The sequence below is a fragment of the Clostridium sp. YIM B02506 genome (genome assembly GCF_022324845.1).
In the GTDB taxonomy this organism is placed as follows: domain Bacteria; phylum Bacillota; class Clostridia; order Clostridiales; family Clostridiaceae; genus Clostridium_T; species Clostridium_T intestinale.
The window spans coordinates 134,916-154,269 of sequence record NZ_JAKGTG010000004.1 but is presented as its reverse complement, the minus strand read 5'-3'; the positions used below and the strand labels follow the sequence as shown (position 1 = coordinate 154,269).

Here is a 19,354-nt window from a genome sequence, read left to right as displayed (position 1 = left end):
CGTAGTTAATATGGAGATTATAGAGTTAAGAGTAAATCATATAAAAGAGCCACTAGGTTTTAATTTTGAAAAACTTCATTTTTCTTATAAAGTTCTTAATGCAAAAGGGAAAAAGCAAATAGCTGCACAGATTGAAGTCTCCTTAGATAAGGACTTTAATTTGTTAATAATGGATACAGGAAGAAGTGAAAAGATAAAGAGTAATTTTTATGACCATCAATTAAGACTTAATCCTATGACAAGATATTTCTGGCGTGTAACAGTATGGTCTGATGAAGAAGAAGTAGCTACAAGCGAAATTTCTTGGTTTGAAGCAGGTAAGCAGGATGAAAGATGGACTGCTGAGTGGATAACATCAACCCTCAATCAAAACATACATCCTGTGATTTGGAAAGAAGTAATCGTAGATAAAAAAATAAAAGAAGCCAGACTATATATTTGTGGATTAGGAGTGTATGAAACATATATAAATAAAGAGAAGGTAGGTAATGAATACTTAGCTCCAGGAAATAATGATTATAATAAATGGATACAATATCAAACTTACGATATTACAGAGTCATTAACTCATGGTAACAATGTAATTGAAGTTATTCTAGGGGATGGATGGTACAAAGGTAACTTTGGTTTTAATGGAGGAATGAATAATATTTTTGGTGATACTTATGCTCTAATTGCTGAAGTTCACATTATATTCAGTGATAACTCAAAAGAGATTTTAGTAACTGACGAAACCTGGAGTTCATATGAAAGTAAAGTTAGAGATAGTAGCATTTATAATGGTGAAGTTTTAGATTTAACATTTACTCCAGAAAAAATTTATGGTGTAAGGAAATTAGAATTAAGTAAAGATTTGTTAACAGAAAGATTAGGAGTGCCTGTCATTGTTAAGGAAGAAGTTATTCCAGTAGAATTAATTAAAACCCCAGCCGGTGAAACAGTTATTGATATGGGTCAAAATATGGTAGGATGGTTGAAGTTTAAGAATACCCTTCCAAAAGGAAGTAAATTAATTTTTCAACATGGTGAAATTTTGCAAGGTGGTAATTTTTATAGAGAAAATCTTAGACATGCTAAAGCAGAATTTGTTTTTACTTCAGATGGGATTGAAGGATGGATACGTCCACATTTCACTTTTTTTGGATTTAGATATGTAAAAATAACTGGATGGAATGCTGAAATTGATCTTAAGAATTTTATTGGTGAAGTAGTATATTCGGATTTGGAAATGATTGGAGAGGTTAAAACTAGTAATTCAAAGGTTAATCAGCTATTTTCAAATGCTTTATGGGGGCAAAAGGGTAATTTCTTAGATATACCAACAGATTGTCCACAACGTGATGAACGTATGGGGTGGACTGGAGATGCTCAGGTATTTTCTGCAACAGCGGCTTATAACATGAATGTATATCCTTTTTTCACCAAGTTTACTCATGACTTATGGCTTGAGCAAAAAGAACTTGATGGTGCGGTACCTATGATAATCCCAGTTATTCCAAATCCATCAATGCCAAGTAACAATATAACTTCTAGCGGGTGGAGTGATGCTGCTACAATTATTCCTTGGAATATGTACTTATTTTCAGGAGATAAAAGTATACTAGAAAGTCAATTTGAAAGTATGCGTGGATGGGTAGATTATATTAGTAAGAAGTCAGGAGATAGCTATCTATGGCATGAAGGATTCCACTTTGGCGACTGGCTTGCATTAGATGGTGAAAATCCTAAGGCACCAAATGGAGGTACAGATCCTTATTTTGTAGCATCAGCTTATTACTACTATTCAACAACTATTGTTGAGAAGGCGGCTAAAGTAATAGGAAATAAAAGTAATGCGGAGCATTATGGGGAATTAGCAAATGAAATTAAGTATGCAATACAGAAGGAATATATATCTGATAATGGTAAGTTAACTATTGATAAGCAAGCTGCATATGTACTTACATTATATATGGGATTATGCAGAGATGAGCATAAAGAAAGGGTTGCAAGGGATTTAGCAAATCGTATTAAGAAGGATGATAATCATATAAAAACTGGTTTTATTGGAACTCCATATATTTGTAAGGTTTTATCAGAGTTTGGTTATAATGATTTAGCTTATACTCTTTTATTAAATGAAGAATTCCCGAGTTGGTTATATGCAATTAATCTTGGAGCCACTACAATTTGGGAACGTTGGAACTCAGTACTACCTGACGGGACCATGAATCCTCAAGGAATGAATTCATTGAATCATTATGCATATGGTTCAATAGTTGAATGGATGTATAGTTATATGGTGGGAATTAGACCAGATGAAAAGTGTCCTGGTTTTAAAAATGCTATTATTTCACCTAAACCTAATTGGCAGATAAAACAGGCTGAGGGAACAGTGAATACAGCCTCAGGGAAATATAAAGTTAAATGGGAAATACTCAATAGTGGTAAATTAGAGATTAATATTGACATACCTTTTAATGCTACAGCAACTGTTAAATTACCAGATGCAAGAGTAAATGATTTTGATATAGAAGATGCTAGACAGGTAAATGATGATGTTGTTATCGAACTGTCAGCTGGTAGATATAGTTTTTACTACATGCCAACAAAAGAGTATATAAGAAGTTTTGATGGTTCTACAACTTTAAAAACATTACTTGAAACTCCATCAGTAAAGAATATAATTGCAAATATATTGCCACAGATTATTAATATTAAACCATATAAGCTTCCTATATATAGCTCAAAGAGTTTAGAGGAACTTAAAAATATTGAAGAATTAAAAATAGATGAAAAAGCTTTAAATGAAGTAATTAGACAGTTTAAGTTATTATAAAAACATTAGGAGGAAAGTGTTATGAGTGGTTTTCCAAAAGAATTTTTGTGGGGAGGGGCTATTGCTGCTAACCAATGTGAAGGTGGATATTTAGACGGAAATAAAGGGTTATCCATAGTAGATGTAATACCAACAGGAAAGGATAGATTTCCTGTTGCTCTAGGAAAAATGAAGATGCTTCAGTGTGATGAAGAGCATTATTATCCAAGTCATGAGGCAATTGATTTTTATCATCATTACAAAGAAGATATAGCATTGTTTGCTGAAATGGGTTTTAAAACGTTACGTTTATCATTATCCTGGACAAGAATATTCCCAAATGGAGATGATGAAGCTCCCAATGAACAAGGATTGAAGTTTTATGATGGTGTATTTGATCAATGTTTAAAATACGGTATAGAGCCATTAGTGACAATCACTCACTTTGATGTACCTATGAATTTAGTTAAGACAGTTGGTTCATGGAGAAGTCGTAAAGTGGTAGGCTACTATGAAAGATTATGTGAGGTAATTTTCACTCGTTATAAAGATAAGGTTAAGTACTGGCTAACATTTAATGAAATAAATATGCTATTGCACTTACCGTTTATGGGAGCTGGTCTTGTATTTGAAGAGGGTGATAATGTAGAAGCTGTAAAATATCAAGCTGCACATCACCAATTAATTGGCAGTGCAAAAGCAACTAAAATAGCTCATGAAATTAATCCAAACTTTAAAATTGGTTGTATGTTAGCTGCTGGAAATACTTATGCAAATACCTGTGCACCTGAAGATGTTTGGAAGTCTATGGAGAAGGATAGAGAAAACTACTTCTTTATCGATGTTCAATCCCGTGGAGAATATCCTAACTATGCAAAGAAAATGCTTGAGAAAATGAACATTAACATAGAGATGGAAGAAGGGGACCTTGAACTTTTAAAAGAACATACTGTTGACTTCATTTCATTTAGTTACTATTCTTCAAGATTAACTAGTGCAGATCCAGAAGTAAATGCACAAACAGAAGGAAACGTATTTGCTACCTTAAAGAATCCATATTTAAAAGCAAGCGAATGGGGATGGCAAATAGATCCACTTGGGCTTAGGATAACTTTAAATTCTCTATATGATAGGTACCAAAAACCACTATTTATTGTGGAAAATGGGTTAGGTGCTATTGATGTAACAGATGAAAATGGATATGTTGAGGATGATTACCGTATTGAATATTTGAGAGAACATATTAAGGCAATGAAGGAAGCGGTAGTTGAAGATGGAGTTGAACTTATAGGATATACCTCATGGGGATGCATAGATTTAATAAGTGCATCTACTGGAGAAATGAAAAAACGCTATGGTTTCATTTATGTGGACAAGGATAACGAAGGAAATGGAACTTTAGCTAGAAGTAAAAAGAAATCATTCTATTGGTATAAAAAAGTTATTAATAGTAATGGAGAAGATTTAGTTTAAGAAAATGATTGAGAAAATAAAAAGCAACTAATTTTGCTATCAATTTGTACCGACCCCAAAAAGTTAGACCAAAAATCTAACGATTGGAGGTCGGTATTTTTATGGCTAAGTATAGCTATGAATTAAAGAAAAAAGTTGTTGAAGCATATCATCGTAATGAAGGTAGCTACGAGTATCTAGCAAAGAAATATGGAATTACAAATAAACGTCAGGTTTTAAATTGGGTTCAAGCGTATGATGAACTTGGCAATGAAGGTTTACTAAGATCCCGTCAAAATAATAATTATTCTTTTGAGTATAAACTTCATATGGTAGAATTATATTTATCTAGTGAAACATCTTATCAGGAATTAGCGCTTTCCGAAGGAATAAAGAATAGTTCTCTTATTGTGAAATGGGTAAATGACTTCCGAATAGCTGGTCCTGATGCTTTGAGAGCAAAAAAGAAGGGACGTAAGAAAACTTTGGGAATTACAAGTAATAAATCTGAGGTAAAGTTTACTGAAACTACTTCAGTTGATACTGGAGCTAAACATATAAAGGAACTTGAGGATGAGCTTCTCAGGTTAAGAATAGAGAATGCATTTTTAAAAGAACTGAGGAGGCTGCGCTTAGAGGACGAGGCAAAAACGAGAGAATTGCACGAGTTATCTACAGTCTCCGAGGAGAATTCAAACTAAAAAATCTTCTCTCGTATTCAAATATGCCCAAAGCAACATATATGTATTGGCAAAAAAGATTAGATAGGGAAAATCCTAACCAAGAGCTTGAGGATAAGATTTTAGAAATACATAAAAGCAATAAAGATTATGGTTACAGACGTATATATGGAGAACTTCGTAATCAAGGATATGTAGTAAACAAGAAGAAAGTTCAACGTATTATGCAAAAGCTTAAGCTTCAGGTTACATCTTTCACCAGAAAAAGTCGTAAATATAGTTCCTACAAAGGTAAGGTTGGAACTGTTGCACCTAATAGAATCCGAAGACGATTTTATACACATATACCTCATCAAAAGATTACAACTGATACAACAGAGTTTAAATACTATGAGGTGGATTCTAATGGTCATATGACAATGTACAAACTATATTTAGATCCGTTTATGGATATGTGTAATGGAGAAATTTTAAGCTTTGGAATCGGTAAAAATCCTTCTGCTGATAATGTAATGAATGCTTTGGATAAAGCAATCGAAATAACCTCTGACTGTCCTTATAGAAGAACATTTCATTCTGATCAGGGCTGGGCTTATCAAATGAAAGCATACTCTCATAGGCTTAAAGAGGAACGAATTTTCCAGAGTATGTCACGTAAGGGTAATTGTTATGACAATTCAGTGATGGAGAACTTCTTCGGTATCTTGAAACAAGAGATATACTATGGTGTCATATACTATAGTTACAAAGAACTAGAATCTGAAATAGAGAGATATATAGAGTATTACAATAAGCATAGAATCAAAGAGAAACTAGGATGGATGAGTCCCGTGCAATACAGGATTAGCCTTCTAGCTTCATAAAATAGCGAGGTAGCCGAAACTATCTCGCTAATAAAGTCTAACTTTTTGGGGTCACATCAATTTATTAGTTGTTTTTTTATTTTTTAAACTCTTTCAGTTTATCTGATGTCTAGCCACTGTAACACTCCAATCCGAACTAAAGGAGAAAGTGACTCACACAAAATCAAAGATTTTGGTTCCCTACTTTTCTAATAGGTTGGAGATAACAGTGGCACGACCCTAGACATTGTGCCTCTTGTGGGTATAAGTTCAACTATACTCATAGAGAACAGGCGATTCAGATGGAGCTCAAACTCCACCTGAATCAAGTTTCACTTGATACCTTACTTATAGTCCTTCGAAAATACCTTAAAATAATGTCTAAGAATTTTTGCCATTCCTTCATTAGAAGCTTTTTTTAATGCTATAAAGTCTAACGGTTTTATTTCATCAATCTCCTTCATTGCACCTACTAAAAAGTCTGTAAATACATTAATTTTAGATATGCCTTCTATTGCACATCTATGAAGATTATCATCACCAGTTCCTGAACCACCATGCAAAACTAATGGAACTTCTATAGCCTTTGCTAATTCATTTAGTCTTTCAAAATTTATTTCGGGATTCTTATTGCCTTTATAAATTCCATGGGATGTCCCTATAGAAACGGCTAAAGAATCTACACCAGTTTGATTAACAAAAGATACTGCTTCTTCAACAGTTGTGTATATGGAAGAAGTTCCACTTTGTCCCTCACCTTGTCCAACAATTTCACCTTGACCAACATGTCCAATCTCAGCTTCAACAGTTATGCCTTTTGGGTGTGCAAGCTCAACAACTTCTTTTGTTTTGCGAACATTTTCCTCAAAGCTATCCATAGATGCATCTATCATTACAGAAGTAAAACCTAGATCTATAGCACGTTTAATGTAGCCCATATCTTCGCCATGATCAAGATGTAAAACTATTGGAACTTTAACGCTTTCAGCCATAAATTTTCCTACAATAGCTGCTTCTTCTAGAGAAATTATATTACGATGTGCTTGAGCAAATGATAGGATAATAGGTCTATTGTATTCTTCTGCAACTTCAACAAAGGTTCTAGCAGAATCTAAATCTAAAAAATCAGGTGCTGGAACTCCATAGTTATTTTTTTTAGCATCTAATAATATTTCTTTTGAATTAACTAACATTTTTCTCCCTCCATATTAAATCAATTATTCACCTATTATTATGATATTGCATTTACGAGTACGAGATCTTGTACGGTCAAAGTCTACAAAATAAACATATCCTGTTGTCCCAACTCCTAAGGCTCCATTATCAACTTCAAAAGTTTCACTAGAACCAAGTATAGTTGCTTTTAAATGTGCATCGCAGTTAAATAGCGCAGAACGATCTCCGTTTGGAAGATAACTTGAGGCATCTGGCCATGATTCAACAGCTTTATAATGTTCTTCCCCAGGATAATTGTATTGTCCAAGTGCAACATTATCTGGAATTATTTTTTTTAGTACATCATTTAAGTCTACTTGAAGAAATTCATCTCCATTTTCAGTGTAATCATGAACGAATTCTTCAAAGAATACTGAACAGGTAGTGTGTGGAGAAATTACAACACAAATACCATTTTGTATGTTACTTTTCTTTATTGACTCCCTTACTTGTGGAGTAATATCAAAAAAACTTGGTGTTTCTCCGTGCGATGTTAAACTTATTTGTTCTTTATAAACGCTCATATTATAACCCCCTATTTATTCCTTATCTTTTATTGCTCTAACCATTGCTTCAGCCCATTCTTCTATACGCTTTTTAGGATCTGGAGCACCTAAAATACCATTTGTTCCGCCAGTACCATCAGCACCAAGCTTAATAACGTTATAAACATCCTCAGCGGTGGTAACCCCTGAAGCTATCATAACTAAAGTATTAGGACTCATTTCTCTAATCTTTTCCGTAGTTTCTATTACATAACTGTTATCTGCTGTTTTACCTGTTCCTATTAATTCAGTAGGTTCAGCTAAGATTATGTCTGGATTAAATTTAGAAAGCGCAACTGCTTCAGAAACAGAGTCAGCGCATACTATAGTTTTTATATCAAGTTCACGTGCTCTTTCAATTGTCTTTGATAATTCCGCTACAGTCATTGGATTTTCAGCGTGATTTAAGAAAACTGCTTTTGCACCAGCCTCTTTTAAAGATTCTGGTAATACATGTCCCATTCCACGCCCTGGTTTTAAGGATTCCATATGCTGAGCAGTTACAATTACGTTAGTAGTATTTTCGCTAATATAACGAATATCTGCAAATGGACATGTAAAAAACATTTCTATACCTGTTTCTTTAGCTATTTTGTCAGCAGCTAGTGCTAAATCTAGAGATCGTTTTCCATATAGATAGGATTTTGGATTTACAACTAAAAATGGTGTTCTTATTTTCATAAATTAATAGACCCTCCTTTAATTTATATACTTACCACTGGTAAAATAATTGTACCATAGGTAAAAATGGTCATCAATATGAAAATAGAAAATATTATAAATTTCAGGACTTGAGATAAAAGAATAAGTGGAGTATAATTATTACCACTGGTAAACAAGAAAGGGCTTTTACTTGATGATTTTAATTAAATATATTATTATTAAGTGAAAATAAATTTTAAATAGATGATTTTAATTAATAGAAAGGGGCTGATTTTGAATGAAGAGAACAGGTACTCCATTACATTTGGAGATTCAGGATGAAATGATAGCCTATTTTTCTAAATTCGAATACTATTCACCATTACCAGGTGAACGTGATTTATCTAATATGTTTAATGTAAGTAGACCAACCATTAGAAAAGCATTAGAAAAATTAGAGGATGAAAATGTAATTGTAAGAATTCAAGGAAAAGGAACCTTTTACATAGGAAATAAAGTTCCAATAGATTATTCAGATTCTAATAATAATGGACTTGGATTATCTAGTATTTTAAGCTCAGCAGGGAAATTTACTAAAAACCGTGTACTTAAACAAGCTGTTGAATTCCCAAAATCCAATGTAGCATCTTATCTAAATATTTCTGAACAGGATTTAGTATTTCACTTAAAGAGAGTTAGGTATGTTAATGATGATTTGTATTCTCTAGCAGATGATTATATTCCATTAAAAATATGTCCTAAATTAATTGACATTGATTTTACAGAACATAATCTTTTTAGAACACTTGAGGAGCATAATGTAATTCCATATAAAGAAGAAAAAAATATAGAGATAAGAAAAGCTGATATTCAAGAAGCTACTTATCTTAATCTAAAAGAGAATGATCCTATTTCTATTACCCGTATTACAACCTACGATAAAGAGGGGAATATCATTCAGTATGCAACTTCTAAATCAGATGCGTATAAGAGTACCTTTAGAATAATATCTAAAAAAGAATAAAATATAAAGAAAGTACTTTTTGTGTAATTGTTTTGGTAGAAATCAAGAAAGTGCTTTAATTGTATAATAAGTATCCCTTTTTTGTTAAACTATTATTATAAGAATTTATAGTAAAGTTGGAGGATGATATAAATGAATAAGATGAGTGATAATTTTACACTTAGTAATGTATATAAAATTCCATGTGTTGGATTTGGAACCTGGCAGACACCAGATGGAGATACAGCAGTTAGTTCTGTAAAAGCAGCTCTTAGCTTTGGATACAAACATATTGATACAGCAGCGGTTTATGGTAATGAAAAAAGTGTTGGTACAGGGATTGCTGAAAGTAAGGTATCACGTGAAGAGCTTTTTGTTACAAGTAAAGTATGGAATAAAGATCGTGGCTATGAGAAAACCATAGCTGCATTTAATAAAACATTAGATGATTTAGGATTAGACTATCTTGATTTATACCTAATTCATTGGCCTGCAAATGCAAAGCAGTTTTCAAATTGGGATGAAATCAATCTAGAAACATGGCGTGCAATGACAAAGCTTTATAAAGAAGGAAAAATTCGTGCAATAGGTGTATCTAACTTTTTACCACATCACCTAAAGTCACTTATGAAAACTGAAATTCCACCAATGGTTAATCAGATAGAATTTCATCCAGGTCAAATGCAAAGTGAGACAGTGGATTATTGCAAGAAACACAACATGTTAGTGGAGGCATGGAGCCCACTTGGGACAGGAAGAATGTTATCAAATGAAACACTTAAAGAAATTGCAGCAAAATATAATAAATCTGTAGCACAACTTTGTATACGTTGGTGTCTTCAAAATGAAGTACTTCCTTTACCAAAGTCAGTTACTCCTTCACGTATTCAAGAAAATAGCGAAATATTTAATTTTGTTATTTCTAATGAAGATATGTCTTTAATTAACTCTATGGAGTATTGCGGTGGATCAGGAATGAATCCTGATGAAGTTAAGTTTTAGAAAAGTAAAAACACTATATAAAGACAAGAGTTCAGCAAAACTTAATGCTGAACTCTCTTTTTTATCAAATTATAGTATCTTCTTCTTTTTTGACTACTTTAGCAGAATTAATTGCAACTAAAGAGCCATTTTTTGTTTCAAAGAAGTTATTATCTATAATAAGATTCATTAAATTTTCTACTTCTTCCTTAGTTAAATTTGGTCTAACTCCAGATATAGATATAGAAGATTTTGAGCCATTGGAGGTGATAAAACTCAAAGAAAGAGTATAACTCATATACAACCCACCTTTCTAACTTAATATTTTTAATATATCTAATCTTTTTTTACTATTTTAGATACGTCAAATACTAAAGCGTCTCTGGTATCATTAGATAAAATACCTCTTATAGCTTCTGCAAGCTCATAAAGGGCATCTACATTATAATCAGGTCTTAAGCCAGAAAAATTAAGCTTTTTATAAATTTTTTCTCCTGCCTTGTTAACTCCATTTTCAACTTCTACAGTAAATTGAGATGAAGTAGCTACCTTTTCTACTGACATTTTTATCAACTCCTCATAATTGCTCACTCTTTACTATATGAAACAAAATAGAATTTGGGCACAATTTATCAAAAAAAATCGAATGTGGAAAAATAGCGCGAAAGTCTTGTGGAATCCTAAGTTAAATAACTTTATTTTAATATTATGTTTAATAACCATATAACCATATATCCAGAAATCCAGTTAACCAGAAAACTGGTTATCCAGAAATCCAGATATCCAGCTAAAAAATTGTATCTTTTAAGTTTTGGTAGAATATTATTTTAAAAAGAGGTGATATTTATGGCTGAAAAAGTAAAGTTGTCAGCTAATGAAGTTGATGAAATATTAAAAGAAGATGATGAAAAAGGCTCTATTAATATAGAGTGGAATGATGAGGAAGAGATCGACGGGGAAGTAGTAAATGAACTTATAAGTTCTAGGTATGAAGAGGTAACTTCTAACATTAAAAAGGAACCAGTTTTAATAAATAAAGAAGAAAAAGATTTTGAAGTTAGAAAAATAAAAAGAGGAAAACGCAAGACTCCTACAATAGACGGAGAGGAATTTGATGTAAAAAGAACCTATATGATGAGAAAATCAACTGTTAGAATGCTCAATCAGCTCAAAGGAATGAGTGAAGATGTAGATATTCATATGAGTACAATACTTGATATAGCTATTAGGCACTATTTTAATAGCGTAATTGAAGATGGTAAAAATGAAGTGTATTTAGGCAAGAAACAATAAAGGTTATTAAGAGACCTTTTCTTAATTTGTAAATCACATACTTTCTAAAAAAAATATGATACTATAGTTAGGGAGGTGTAGATACATGCCAAGTATTATTCTTTTATTATTAAATGTCATAAATACTGAAGAAGAAGACTCTGTAAATTATAAGATAGCCCACTATCTATTAAATAATACAAGCAGCTTTAAGTCTTTTTCAACTAGTAGTATTGCAGAGGGGTGCAATGTTTCAAAAGCTACAATAAGTAGGTTCTGTAAGAAAATTGGAGTAGAAAGTTTTTATGAATTAAAGTATATGTTTCAAGACAGGAAATCTGATTTAGAAGAGAAATATGGGCTTGTTGCGGGACATGAAAATAGCCACTCTTATTTTATAAATCAGGCTATAAATTCCATGAATTTATTAAAGGAAAATTTAGATATTTATCTTTTGAGTAACTTAATTGAGGATATTTTTAAATATAAAAAAGTTGCTATGTTTGGACATATGCAATCAGGTAGCATAGCAATATCAATGCAACATGAGTTGTTTTCAAGTGGAAAAATGGTTGATACTCGTATACCTTTTATGGCTCAAAAAAAATATATCGAAGAGTCAACAGAAGAAAATCTTATTATAGCTTTTTCTTCTTCAGGCACATATTTTTCACGAATATTTCAAAATGAAGAGTTTTTTAACAAAAGTAATGCAGCTAAAATTTATTTGATAACAACCTCAAGTATAAAGAAGCCTTCTTATATTGATCATGTTATTGCTCTGCCAAACAATAATATGTTAGAATCTTCTCTAATACTTGAGTGTTATGCAAAACTTATTGCTCTAAAATATTTTGAGTATGTAAATAAGAAATCAAAATAATACATAAATATTACTATAATATGTTCCCTTATACATTGTAAATTTCTTTATCTGAAACTTGTTTCACAAAATGAAATATTATTGAAGTGAGACAAGATTTAATCTATTGTAAAGGTATAGATCACTTAAGATTTAAGGAGGATTAGCAATGGATAAGAAGCCAGTTAAAATTGTTACAATCGGTGGAGGCAGCAGTTACACTCCAGAATTAATGGAGGGTTTTATAAAGAGATATGATGAACTACCAATAAGAGAAATTTGGTTAGTTGACGTAGAAGCAGGAAAAGAAAAATTAGAAATCGTTGGTGCTATGGCTCAACGTATGTGGGATGCATCACCATATGATGTAAAAGTTCACTTAACTTTAGATAGAAGAGAAGCATTAAAAGATGCTGATTTCGTTACTACTCAATTCAGAGTTGGTTTATTAAACGCTCGTATAAAAGATGAAAGAATTCCTTTCTCTCATGGATTATTAGGACAAGAAACAAATGGAGCAGGTGGTATATTTAAAGCTCTAAGAACAATACCTGTAATTTTAGATATAGTTGAAGATATGAAAGAACTTTGCCCTAATGCTTGGTTAGTTAACTTTACAAATCCAAGTGGAATGGTAACTGAAGCTGTAGTTAGATATGGTAAATGGGATAAGGTTATAGGACTTTGTAACGTACCAGTTGGAGCTATGATGAATGAACCAGGAATGATAGGTAAAACATTAGATGATTTAACTTACAAGTTTGCAGGATTAAACCATTTCCATTGGCATAAAGTTTTCGATAACAATGGTAAAAATGTTACTGCAGAAATCATTGATAAAATGTACAGTGAAGATGCTGGAATTCCAAAGAATATCCATGCAGTTGCATTTATGAGAGAACAAATAGATCAAATGCAATTAATCCCTTGTGGATATCATAGATACTACTACTTACAAGAAGAAATGTTAGAACATGGTTTAGAAGAATACAATGGAGTTGGAACTAGAGCTCAACAAGTTAAAGTAACTGAAGGTGAGTTATTTGAACTTTATAAAGATCCTAACCTAAACTACAAACCAGAACAATTAACTAAACGTGGTGGTACTCACTATTCAGATGCTGCTTGTGAAACAATAGCTTCTATATATGGTGATAAAAAGCAACACATTGTTGTTTCTACTCAAAATAATGGATCTGTTCCAGATCTTCCAGCAGATTGTGTTGTAGAAGTTTCTGCTTATATTTCAGCAAGTGGAGCTTTACCAATAGCATTTGGACCATTAGCACCAGCAGAACGTGGATGGTTACAAGTTATGAAGAACATGGAACTTTGTGTATGTGAAGCTGCTGTTACTGGAGACTACGGTCTACTTATGCAAGCATTCTTCTTAAATCCACAAATACCAAGTGGAAAAACTGCTAAACGTGTAATGGACGAGCTTTTAATAGCTCATAAGAAACATTTACCTCAATTTGCTGCTAAGATAGCTGAATTAGAAGCAGCAGGAGTAACTGTTAAAGATGAAATAGCTGGAAGTATAGATTAATTAGAATATTAAGAAATAAATATAGTTTAAGTGAAAAAGAACTTAGTTGAAAAACTAGGTTCTTTTTTATGCTTTAAAATATTAAACTTTTCTATATTCACTGGGTTTTACACCATAAAACTCAAAGAATTTTTTGTAAAAGAAGCTAAGATTATTATAGCCAATATCATGAGTAATATCATTTAATGATATGTATGTCAGAGAAAAATATGGTTAAAGAAATAATTGAAATGAAAAAAGAAAATTACTATAAAAAGTTAGGTTAGTTAAGAGGATGATATTATTATGGTAACAATAAAATTATTTTGTTCAGCCGGTAAGATAAAAATGTTTGAATTTAATGAAGATTATTTTTATCCAGCAAAAGTAGCAATCGATATGTATCATAATTTTAAAGAGGACAGTGCTCTTTTTGCAGAGATGGGATTTAAAACATACAGAATGTCTATTGCATGGACAAGAAATTTTCCTCTAGGAGATGAGGATACACCTAATGAGGAGGGCTTGAAGTTCTATGAAGATATTTTTTTAGAGTGTAAAAAATACAATATAGAGCCTTTAGTAACAATAACTCATTTTGATTGTCCAATGCACTTAATAAAAAAATATGGTTCGTGGAGAAATAGAAAATTAGTTGGTTTTTATAAGAGATTATGTGAGATAATTTTCACAAGATATAAGGGGCTAGTAAAATATTGCCTTACCTTCAATGAAATTAACATGATATTACATGCTCCATTTATGGCAGCTGGAATATATTTTGAAGAAGGAGAAAATCAAAATTTGGTAAAGTATCAGGCTTCACATAATATTTTATTAGCTATTGCTGAGGCTGTGAAGATTGCTCATGAAATTGATCCTGGTAATTTAGTTGGATGTATGTTAGCAGGAGGGAATCATTATCCTTATTCTTATAAACCAGAAGACTATTGGAAAGCTATAGAGAAGGATAGAGAGAACTATTTTTTTATTGATGTACAAGCAAAAGGAAAATATTCAAATTATGCATTAAAGAAGTTTGAGAGAGGGAATTGAACTTGACTACAAGATGGAGATATTGAGTTATTAAGAGACAATACAGTAGACTTTATATCATTTTCTTATTATTCCTCAAAGGTTGCAAGTGCAGACCTTAACGTTGGAGAGCAGACAGAGGGAAATGCATATAAATCAATTAAAAATCCATATATTAAATCTTCTGAGTGGGGATGGCAGATTGATCCTTTAGGTTTACGTTCCATGCTTAATGTGTTATATGATCGTTATAATAAACCACTATTTATTGTAGAAAATGGATTAGGGGCAGTAGATATACCTAATGAAGAAGGGTTTGTAGAAGATGACTATAGAATAAGCTATTTAAGAGAACATATAAAAGCTATGAAAACAGCAGTTGAAGAAGATGGTGTAGACTTGCTAGGATACACAACCTGGGGTGGAATTGATTTAGTTAGTGCAGGAACAGGACAGATGAGTAAAAGATATGGCTTTATATATGTAGATAAGGATGATGAAGGCAATGGAACATTGAAACGTTCTAGAAAAAAATCATTTTATTGGTACAAAAAAGTTATTGAAAGTAATGGAGAAATAATTTAGAGTTTAATATAAAAGTAAGAATTCAGCAAAATAAATGCTGAATTCTATTTTTTACATATAAATAATATTATTAATTACAAGATAATACGAGTTAATACAAAATATTGCGGGCTTATATCTTAAAAAAATAATATTCTATACCTATATCTATTAAAATCAGGGGGTAGGTACGGTGAGAAATATTATAAATATTAATAGAGGGTGGAAGTTTACTAGAAATAATGAGGAAGGATCAGTAGATAAGTATTTTAATGTGGAAGGTTGGGAAGCCGTAAATATACCACATACATGGAATGCTATTGATGGTGCAAATGGAGCAGATTTTTATAAAGGAGCCTGTTGGTATAGAAAAGAAGTGTTTCTGGATAGCTTATATAGAGGAAAGAGGGTTTTTATTGAGTTTAATGGTAGTAATAGCATTACTGATATATATGTGAATGGTAATTATATTGGTAATCATAAGGGTGGTTACTCAATTTTTAGATTTGATATAACTGATGCTTTGGAATATGGTAGCACAAATCTAATTTCTGTAAAGGTTGACAATACTGTTGTAGATGACGTATATCCTCAAAAGGCAGATTTTACTTTCTACGGAGGAATTTATAGAGATGTAAATATTATTATTGTCGATACTGTCCACTTTGACTTGATGGATTATGGCTCAAAAGGAGTATATATTGTTCAAGAAGAAGTAAATAAAGAAAAAGCTTCTCTAAAAATAAAAACTAGATTAGTTAATTCAATTGCAGAAAATAAGAAAGTGAGACTTTGGGCAGAAATATTTGATGGAGAAGATAACTTTATAACTTATGCGACAGAAGAAGTTATAATATTAGCTAAAGAAACTATAGAAGTAGAAATACCAGCTTTAATAGAAAAACCAGTACTTTGGAATGGAATAAAAAATCCTCATATGTATAAGATGAAAATTTCTTTGCAAAGTTATAATGATACTGTAGATGAGCTTTCAATAGATTTTGGAGTTAGATATTTTAAAGTTGATGCAGAAAAAGGATTTTTCTTAAACGATGAGCACTTATTACTAAAGGGAGTTTCAAGACATCAAGACAGAAAGGATATGGGATGGGCTATAACAGCTAAAGAAGAACTTGAAGATATGGAGTTAATTAAAGAAGTTGGAGCAACTTCCATAAGACTTGCTCACTATCAACATAATCAAAATTTCTATGACATATGTGATAGAGAGGGTATGGTAGTATGGGCTGAAATACCTTTTATTTCTGTTATGTCCAAATTAGAGCTAGAGGGAATTAATGCAAAACAGCAGATGATTGAATTGATAAGACAAAACTATAATCACCCATCAATAATGTTCTGGGGAATTCAAAATGAAATACAAATTGGTGGAGATAGACCAGAAGTAAGAAAACTTGTTAAGGAACTTAATGAGTTAACTAAAAAAGAGGATTCAACTAGACTTTCTACTATGGCAAATGTTATGTTTGTTGGAGATACCGATGAATATAATTATTTAACTGATGTGGTAGGAAGTAATAGATATTATGGCTGGTATACTGGGAAACCAGAAGATTTTTCTGGGTGGATTGATGGCTTTCACAAAACAAATCCAAATGTGGGGTTATGTATATCAGAATATGGAGCAGAGGGGATTGTAGAATATCATAGTAATTCTCCTCAGGTAAAGGACTATACTGAAGAATATCATGCTTTATATCATGAAAAAGTTTGGAATATTTTTAAAGATAGACCTTTTCTATGGGCTACTTATGTATGGAATATGTTTGATTTTGGTGCTAATATACGAGATGAAGGTGGAGTGAAGGGTCGAAATAATAAAGGATTAGTAACCTATGATAGAAGGATTAAAAAAGATGCTTTTTATATGTATAAGGCTCAATGGAGTGATGAGAAATTTGTTCATATAACAAGCAAAAGATTCATAGACCGAGTAGAAGACCGTATAAATGTTAAGGTGTATTCGAATTGTGATGTTATAACTCTATATATAAATGGAATTAAATTAGACTCAAAAGTTAGTGAAAATGGAATTTTTATTTTTGAAAATGTTGAGTTAAAAGAAGGAATAAACGTAGTTGAGGCACTGAGTAGTGAAGAAGGAATTATGCTAAAAGACTTAGCAAGATTTAATAAGGTACTTTTACCTAATTCAAGCTACGAGGCACCAGTAGAAGATAAGGGTGAAGAGGTAGAGAATTGGTTTCAAATGCCTGATTTTAGTGATGTGGTAATTGAAGAATTAGAAATAACTGATGATGTTTATTCTACTCGTTGTACTTTTGGAGAAATTTTAAAAAATGAAGAAACAAAAGCTATATTTAAAAAGTTTTTTGGTAATGCTGATGAAAATCCAATGTTCGCAATGACTTTAGGCATGACAGTTGATACAGTAGCAACAATGGCAAAAGAATTTTATACTGATAAATTAATGTATATGTTCAATAAAGAATTGACCAGGATTAAAAAGATATAAATTCAATAGAGCTTTTTAAATAAATTTATAAGAAGAGTCTGTAAAATCTATACAGACTCTTTTTTGTAAATTAGATTATTTTTTATCTTTCTTATTTCTATATTCTGAAGGTGTGGTTCCTTTAATTTTTTTAAATACTTTGGTAAAATAGTTAACATCATTAAAGCCAACAGTATAAGAAACATCAGTAATAGACATAGTATCATTTTCAAGAATAAATACTGCTTCATTGATTCTTCTTTTATTTATATATTCAGTAATGGTTTCGCCAGTTTCTTTTTTAAACTGTCTAGATAGTTCAAAAGAACTAACGTATAGGGATTCGGATATAGTGGTTAGGCTAAGATATTGGTTGAGATTTATACGGATAAATTCTATAGCTTTCCTAACAGTAGAACTGTAGTTCTTTAGTGAAAGCTTTTTTACTGAATTACAATACTCTACTTGCATTGTATTTATCAAATTTGTTATTTGTTGTAAGTTAGTACACTTTTCAATTTGGACTGAATATTTAGAAGATATACTGTCAAGATATATTGGGTGAAGCCCTCCTTTTTCAGCGGCTTTTCTAAACAACGTATTTAATACTAGAATATAATTTTTAGTGGAACGTAAGGGATCGTTAGGAATACGATCATGAACGCTGGATATTAAGGAATTATTTTCTTTCATTATGTTTTCGTATGATTCTATGTCACCCAATTCAACTGCATGCATCCATTTATTTTCAATGCTATATCTTCTTTCGAATTCCTCCATAGTTGTCTCAGTATTTTGTTTTATAATTTCAGGAGAGATTGAATATTCTGTTTGAAAATCATAGGTCAAGTTACCTATTTGTGGTATATCAGAGATCTGAGAATTGACAGTTGATACTATATAGGAAAGAAATTCTCCATTATTTTTAGCTTGATATGTACTGAATATAGGCAAGGTTAAATAATATTGTTTAACTATATTTTTAAGTGGAAGAGATATCTTATTATCTGAGACTATTGAATCAATCATTAATGTTGTAGGCTCTTCAAGAAGATATGGACCTACAATAATACTTCCAAGGTAATCAGCGTTATCATATATCTTAGCAGAGATAAAATTCAATCTATAGGAATTAGTGTGAAATAATACATTGTATTCAATACTTGAATAATTAAGTTGTAATTTATCTATTAAGCCTGAAAAATAAGGGGCTAATGAGTCTGGGACTCTTGTAAATCCATAATCAAATAGGATATTAGACGTAACATCCATAAAAATAGTATCTGTATTTGAATAATTAAATGCGAATTTACATATTTGTTTAATTTTATCTATCATTTTACTTAAAGTCTCCTTTACCGAAATACATTTTTTGAATTATTACTATATACTTATTATATATTTTTTGCTGATTAGCGCAATATTTTACGAGAAACAGATAAGGTTTTATTATAATATAG

General features: G+C 31.5%; 15 protein-coding genes and 1 pseudogene. 10 read left to right on the top strand and 6 right to left on the bottom strand.

Annotated features, from left to right (window positions below; genetic code table 11):
* The first annotated feature begins 10 nt into the window (after positions 1-10).
* The 3 genes from L1S49_RS05445 to L1S49_RS05435 all read left to right on the top strand — a co-directional run bounded on the left by L1S49_RS05445 (position 11) and on the right by L1S49_RS05435 (position 5,792).
* On the top strand, positions 11-2,818 hold the full coding sequence (locus tag L1S49_RS05445) for an alpha-L-rhamnosidase (RefSeq protein WP_238902930.1): 2,808 nt from the start codon (positions 11-13) through the stop codon (positions 2,816-2,818).
* A gap of 21 nt (positions 2,819-2,839) precedes the next feature.
* Positions 2,840-4,270, top strand: a complete 1,431-nt coding sequence (locus L1S49_RS05440) for a 6-phospho-beta-glucosidase (protein ID WP_238902929.1) — start codon at positions 2,840-2,842, stop codon at positions 4,268-4,270.
* A gap of 101 nt (positions 4,271-4,371) precedes the next feature.
* Positions 4,372-5,792 (top strand): IS3 family transposase gene (locus L1S49_RS05435; protein WP_238902927.1). Its coding sequence is split into 2 segments (ribosomal slippage): positions 4,372-4,858 and positions 4,858-5,792, totalling 1,422 coding nucleotides; the frame shifts between segments, so codons are not numbered across the junction.
* Between the two features lie 323 nt (positions 5,793-6,115).
* Here the strand turns inward: L1S49_RS05435 and L1S49_RS05430 are convergent.
* Genes L1S49_RS05430 through L1S49_RS05420 form a run of 3 tightly spaced genes read right to left on the bottom strand, consistent with a single transcriptional unit; the run spans position 6,116 to position 8,212 of the window.
* Positions 6,116-6,964 (bottom strand): class II fructose-bisphosphate aldolase, encoded by an 849-nt coding sequence (locus tag L1S49_RS05430; RefSeq protein WP_238902926.1) that lies wholly within the window; start codon positions 6,962-6,964, stop codon positions 6,116-6,118.
* A 24-nt stretch (positions 6,965-6,988) separates the two neighbouring features.
* Positions 6,989-7,510, bottom strand: a complete 522-nt coding sequence (locus tag L1S49_RS05425; protein ID WP_238902925.1) for a YjbQ family protein — start codon at positions 7,508-7,510, stop codon at positions 6,989-6,991.
* A gap of 15 nt (positions 7,511-7,525) precedes the next feature.
* Complete coding sequence (locus L1S49_RS05420) at positions 7,526-8,212, bottom strand: triose-phosphate isomerase (RefSeq protein ID WP_021803318.1); 687 nt, start codon at positions 8,210-8,212, stop codon at positions 7,526-7,528.
* A gap of 259 nt (positions 8,213-8,471) precedes the next feature.
* Between L1S49_RS05420 and L1S49_RS05415 the strand changes: the two genes are divergently transcribed.
* Both L1S49_RS05415 and L1S49_RS05410 read left to right on the top strand, forming a co-directional pair.
* Positions 8,472-9,197, top strand: a complete 726-nt coding sequence (locus tag L1S49_RS05415; RefSeq protein ID WP_238902924.1) for a GntR family transcriptional regulator — start codon at positions 8,472-8,474, stop codon at positions 9,195-9,197.
* 141 nt (positions 9,198-9,338) lie between these two features.
* On the top strand, positions 9,339-10,178 hold the full coding sequence (locus L1S49_RS05410; protein WP_343073970.1) for an aldo/keto reductase: 840 nt from the start codon (positions 9,339-9,341) through the stop codon (positions 10,176-10,178).
* Positions 10,179-10,242: 64 nt separating this feature from the next.
* Here L1S49_RS05410 and L1S49_RS05405 read toward each other — a convergent pair whose 3' ends face one another.
* Positions 10,243-10,455, bottom strand: a complete 213-nt coding sequence (locus tag L1S49_RS05405; protein ID WP_238902922.1) for a DUF2922 domain-containing protein — start codon at positions 10,453-10,455, stop codon at positions 10,243-10,245.
* A gap of 38 nt (positions 10,456-10,493) precedes the next feature.
* Complete coding sequence (locus L1S49_RS05400) at positions 10,494-10,721, bottom strand: DUF1659 domain-containing protein (protein WP_238902921.1); 228 nt, start codon at positions 10,719-10,721, stop codon at positions 10,494-10,496.
* A gap of 282 nt (positions 10,722-11,003) precedes the next feature.
* Between L1S49_RS05400 and L1S49_RS05395 the strand changes: the two genes are divergently transcribed.
* From L1S49_RS05395 to L1S49_RS05375, 5 genes and pseudogenes are all read left to right on the top strand, one after another.
* Positions 11,004-11,450 carry a hypothetical protein gene (locus L1S49_RS05395; protein ID WP_238902920.1) on the top strand — a complete coding sequence of 149 codons (447 nt, stop codon included), beginning with the start codon at positions 11,004-11,006 and terminating at the stop codon, positions 11,448-11,450.
* Positions 11,451-11,535: 85 nt separating this feature from the next.
* Positions 11,536-12,312 carry a hypothetical protein gene (locus L1S49_RS05390; protein ID WP_238902919.1) on the top strand — a complete coding sequence of 259 codons (777 nt, stop codon included), beginning with the start codon at positions 11,536-11,538 and terminating at the stop codon, positions 12,310-12,312.
* 148 nt (positions 12,313-12,460) lie between these two features.
* The gene (locus tag L1S49_RS05385) at positions 12,461-13,840 is read left to right on the top strand and encodes a 6-phospho-beta-glucosidase (protein WP_238902917.1); all 1,380 of its coding nucleotides are present in this window, start codon (positions 12,461-12,463) and stop codon (positions 13,838-13,840) included.
* A 342-nt stretch (positions 13,841-14,182) separates the two neighbouring features.
* Positions 14,183-15,439: pseudogene (locus L1S49_RS05380) on the top strand (6-phospho-beta-glucosidase); the annotation flags it as partial.
* 172 nt (positions 15,440-15,611) lie between these two features.
* A complete protein-coding gene (locus L1S49_RS05375; protein WP_238902915.1) occupies positions 15,612-17,915 on the top strand; it encodes a glycoside hydrolase family 2 TIM barrel-domain containing protein in 2,304 nt (767 codons plus the stop codon).
* A gap of 75 nt (positions 17,916-17,990) precedes the next feature.
* On the opposite strand, the gene L1S49_RS05370 is transcribed toward L1S49_RS05375, so the two are convergent.
* On the bottom strand, positions 17,991-19,232 hold the full coding sequence (locus L1S49_RS05370; protein ID WP_238902913.1) for a helix-turn-helix domain-containing protein: 1,242 nt from the start codon (positions 19,230-19,232) through the stop codon (positions 17,991-17,993).
* Positions 19,233-19,354 lie beyond the last annotated feature (122 nt).

Coding starts and splice junctions, on each gene's coding strand:
- L1S49_RS05415 (WP_238902924.1), top strand. CDS start 8,472: ATGAAGAGAACAGGTACTCCATTACATTTGGAGATTCAGGATGAAATG.
- L1S49_RS05390 (WP_238902919.1), top strand. CDS start 11,536: ATGCCAAGTATTATTCTTTTATTATTAAATGTCATAAATACTGAAGAA.
- L1S49_RS05440 (WP_238902929.1), top strand. CDS start 2,840: ATGAGTGGTTTTCCAAAAGAATTTTTGTGGGGAGGGGCTATTGCTGCT.
- L1S49_RS05430 (WP_238902926.1), bottom strand. CDS start 6,964: ATGTTAGTTAATTCAAAAGAAATATTATTAGATGCTAAAAAAAATAAC.
- L1S49_RS05445 (WP_238902930.1), top strand. CDS start 11: ATGGAGATTATAGAGTTAAGAGTAAATCATATAAAAGAGCCACTAGGT.
- L1S49_RS05420 (WP_021803318.1), bottom strand. CDS start 8,212: ATGAAAATAAGAACACCATTTTTAGTTGTAAATCCAAAATCCTATCTA.
- L1S49_RS05385 (WP_238902917.1), top strand. CDS start 12,461: ATGGATAAGAAGCCAGTTAAAATTGTTACAATCGGTGGAGGCAGCAGT.
- L1S49_RS05405 (WP_238902922.1), bottom strand. CDS start 10,455: ATGAGTTATACTCTTTCTTTGAGTTTTATCACCTCCAATGGCTCAAAA.
- L1S49_RS05400 (WP_238902921.1), bottom strand. CDS start 10,721: ATGTCAGTAGAAAAGGTAGCTACTTCATCTCAATTTACTGTAGAAGTT.
- L1S49_RS05425 (WP_238902925.1), bottom strand. CDS start 7,510: ATGAGCGTTTATAAAGAACAAATAAGTTTAACATCGCACGGAGAAACA.
- L1S49_RS05395 (WP_238902920.1), top strand. CDS start 11,004: ATGGCTGAAAAAGTAAAGTTGTCAGCTAATGAAGTTGATGAAATATTA.
- L1S49_RS05370 (WP_238902913.1), bottom strand. CDS start 19,232: ATGATAGATAAAATTAAACAAATATGTAAATTCGCATTTAATTATTCA.
- L1S49_RS05410 (WP_343073970.1), top strand. CDS start 9,339: ATGAGTGATAATTTTACACTTAGTAATGTATATAAAATTCCATGTGTT.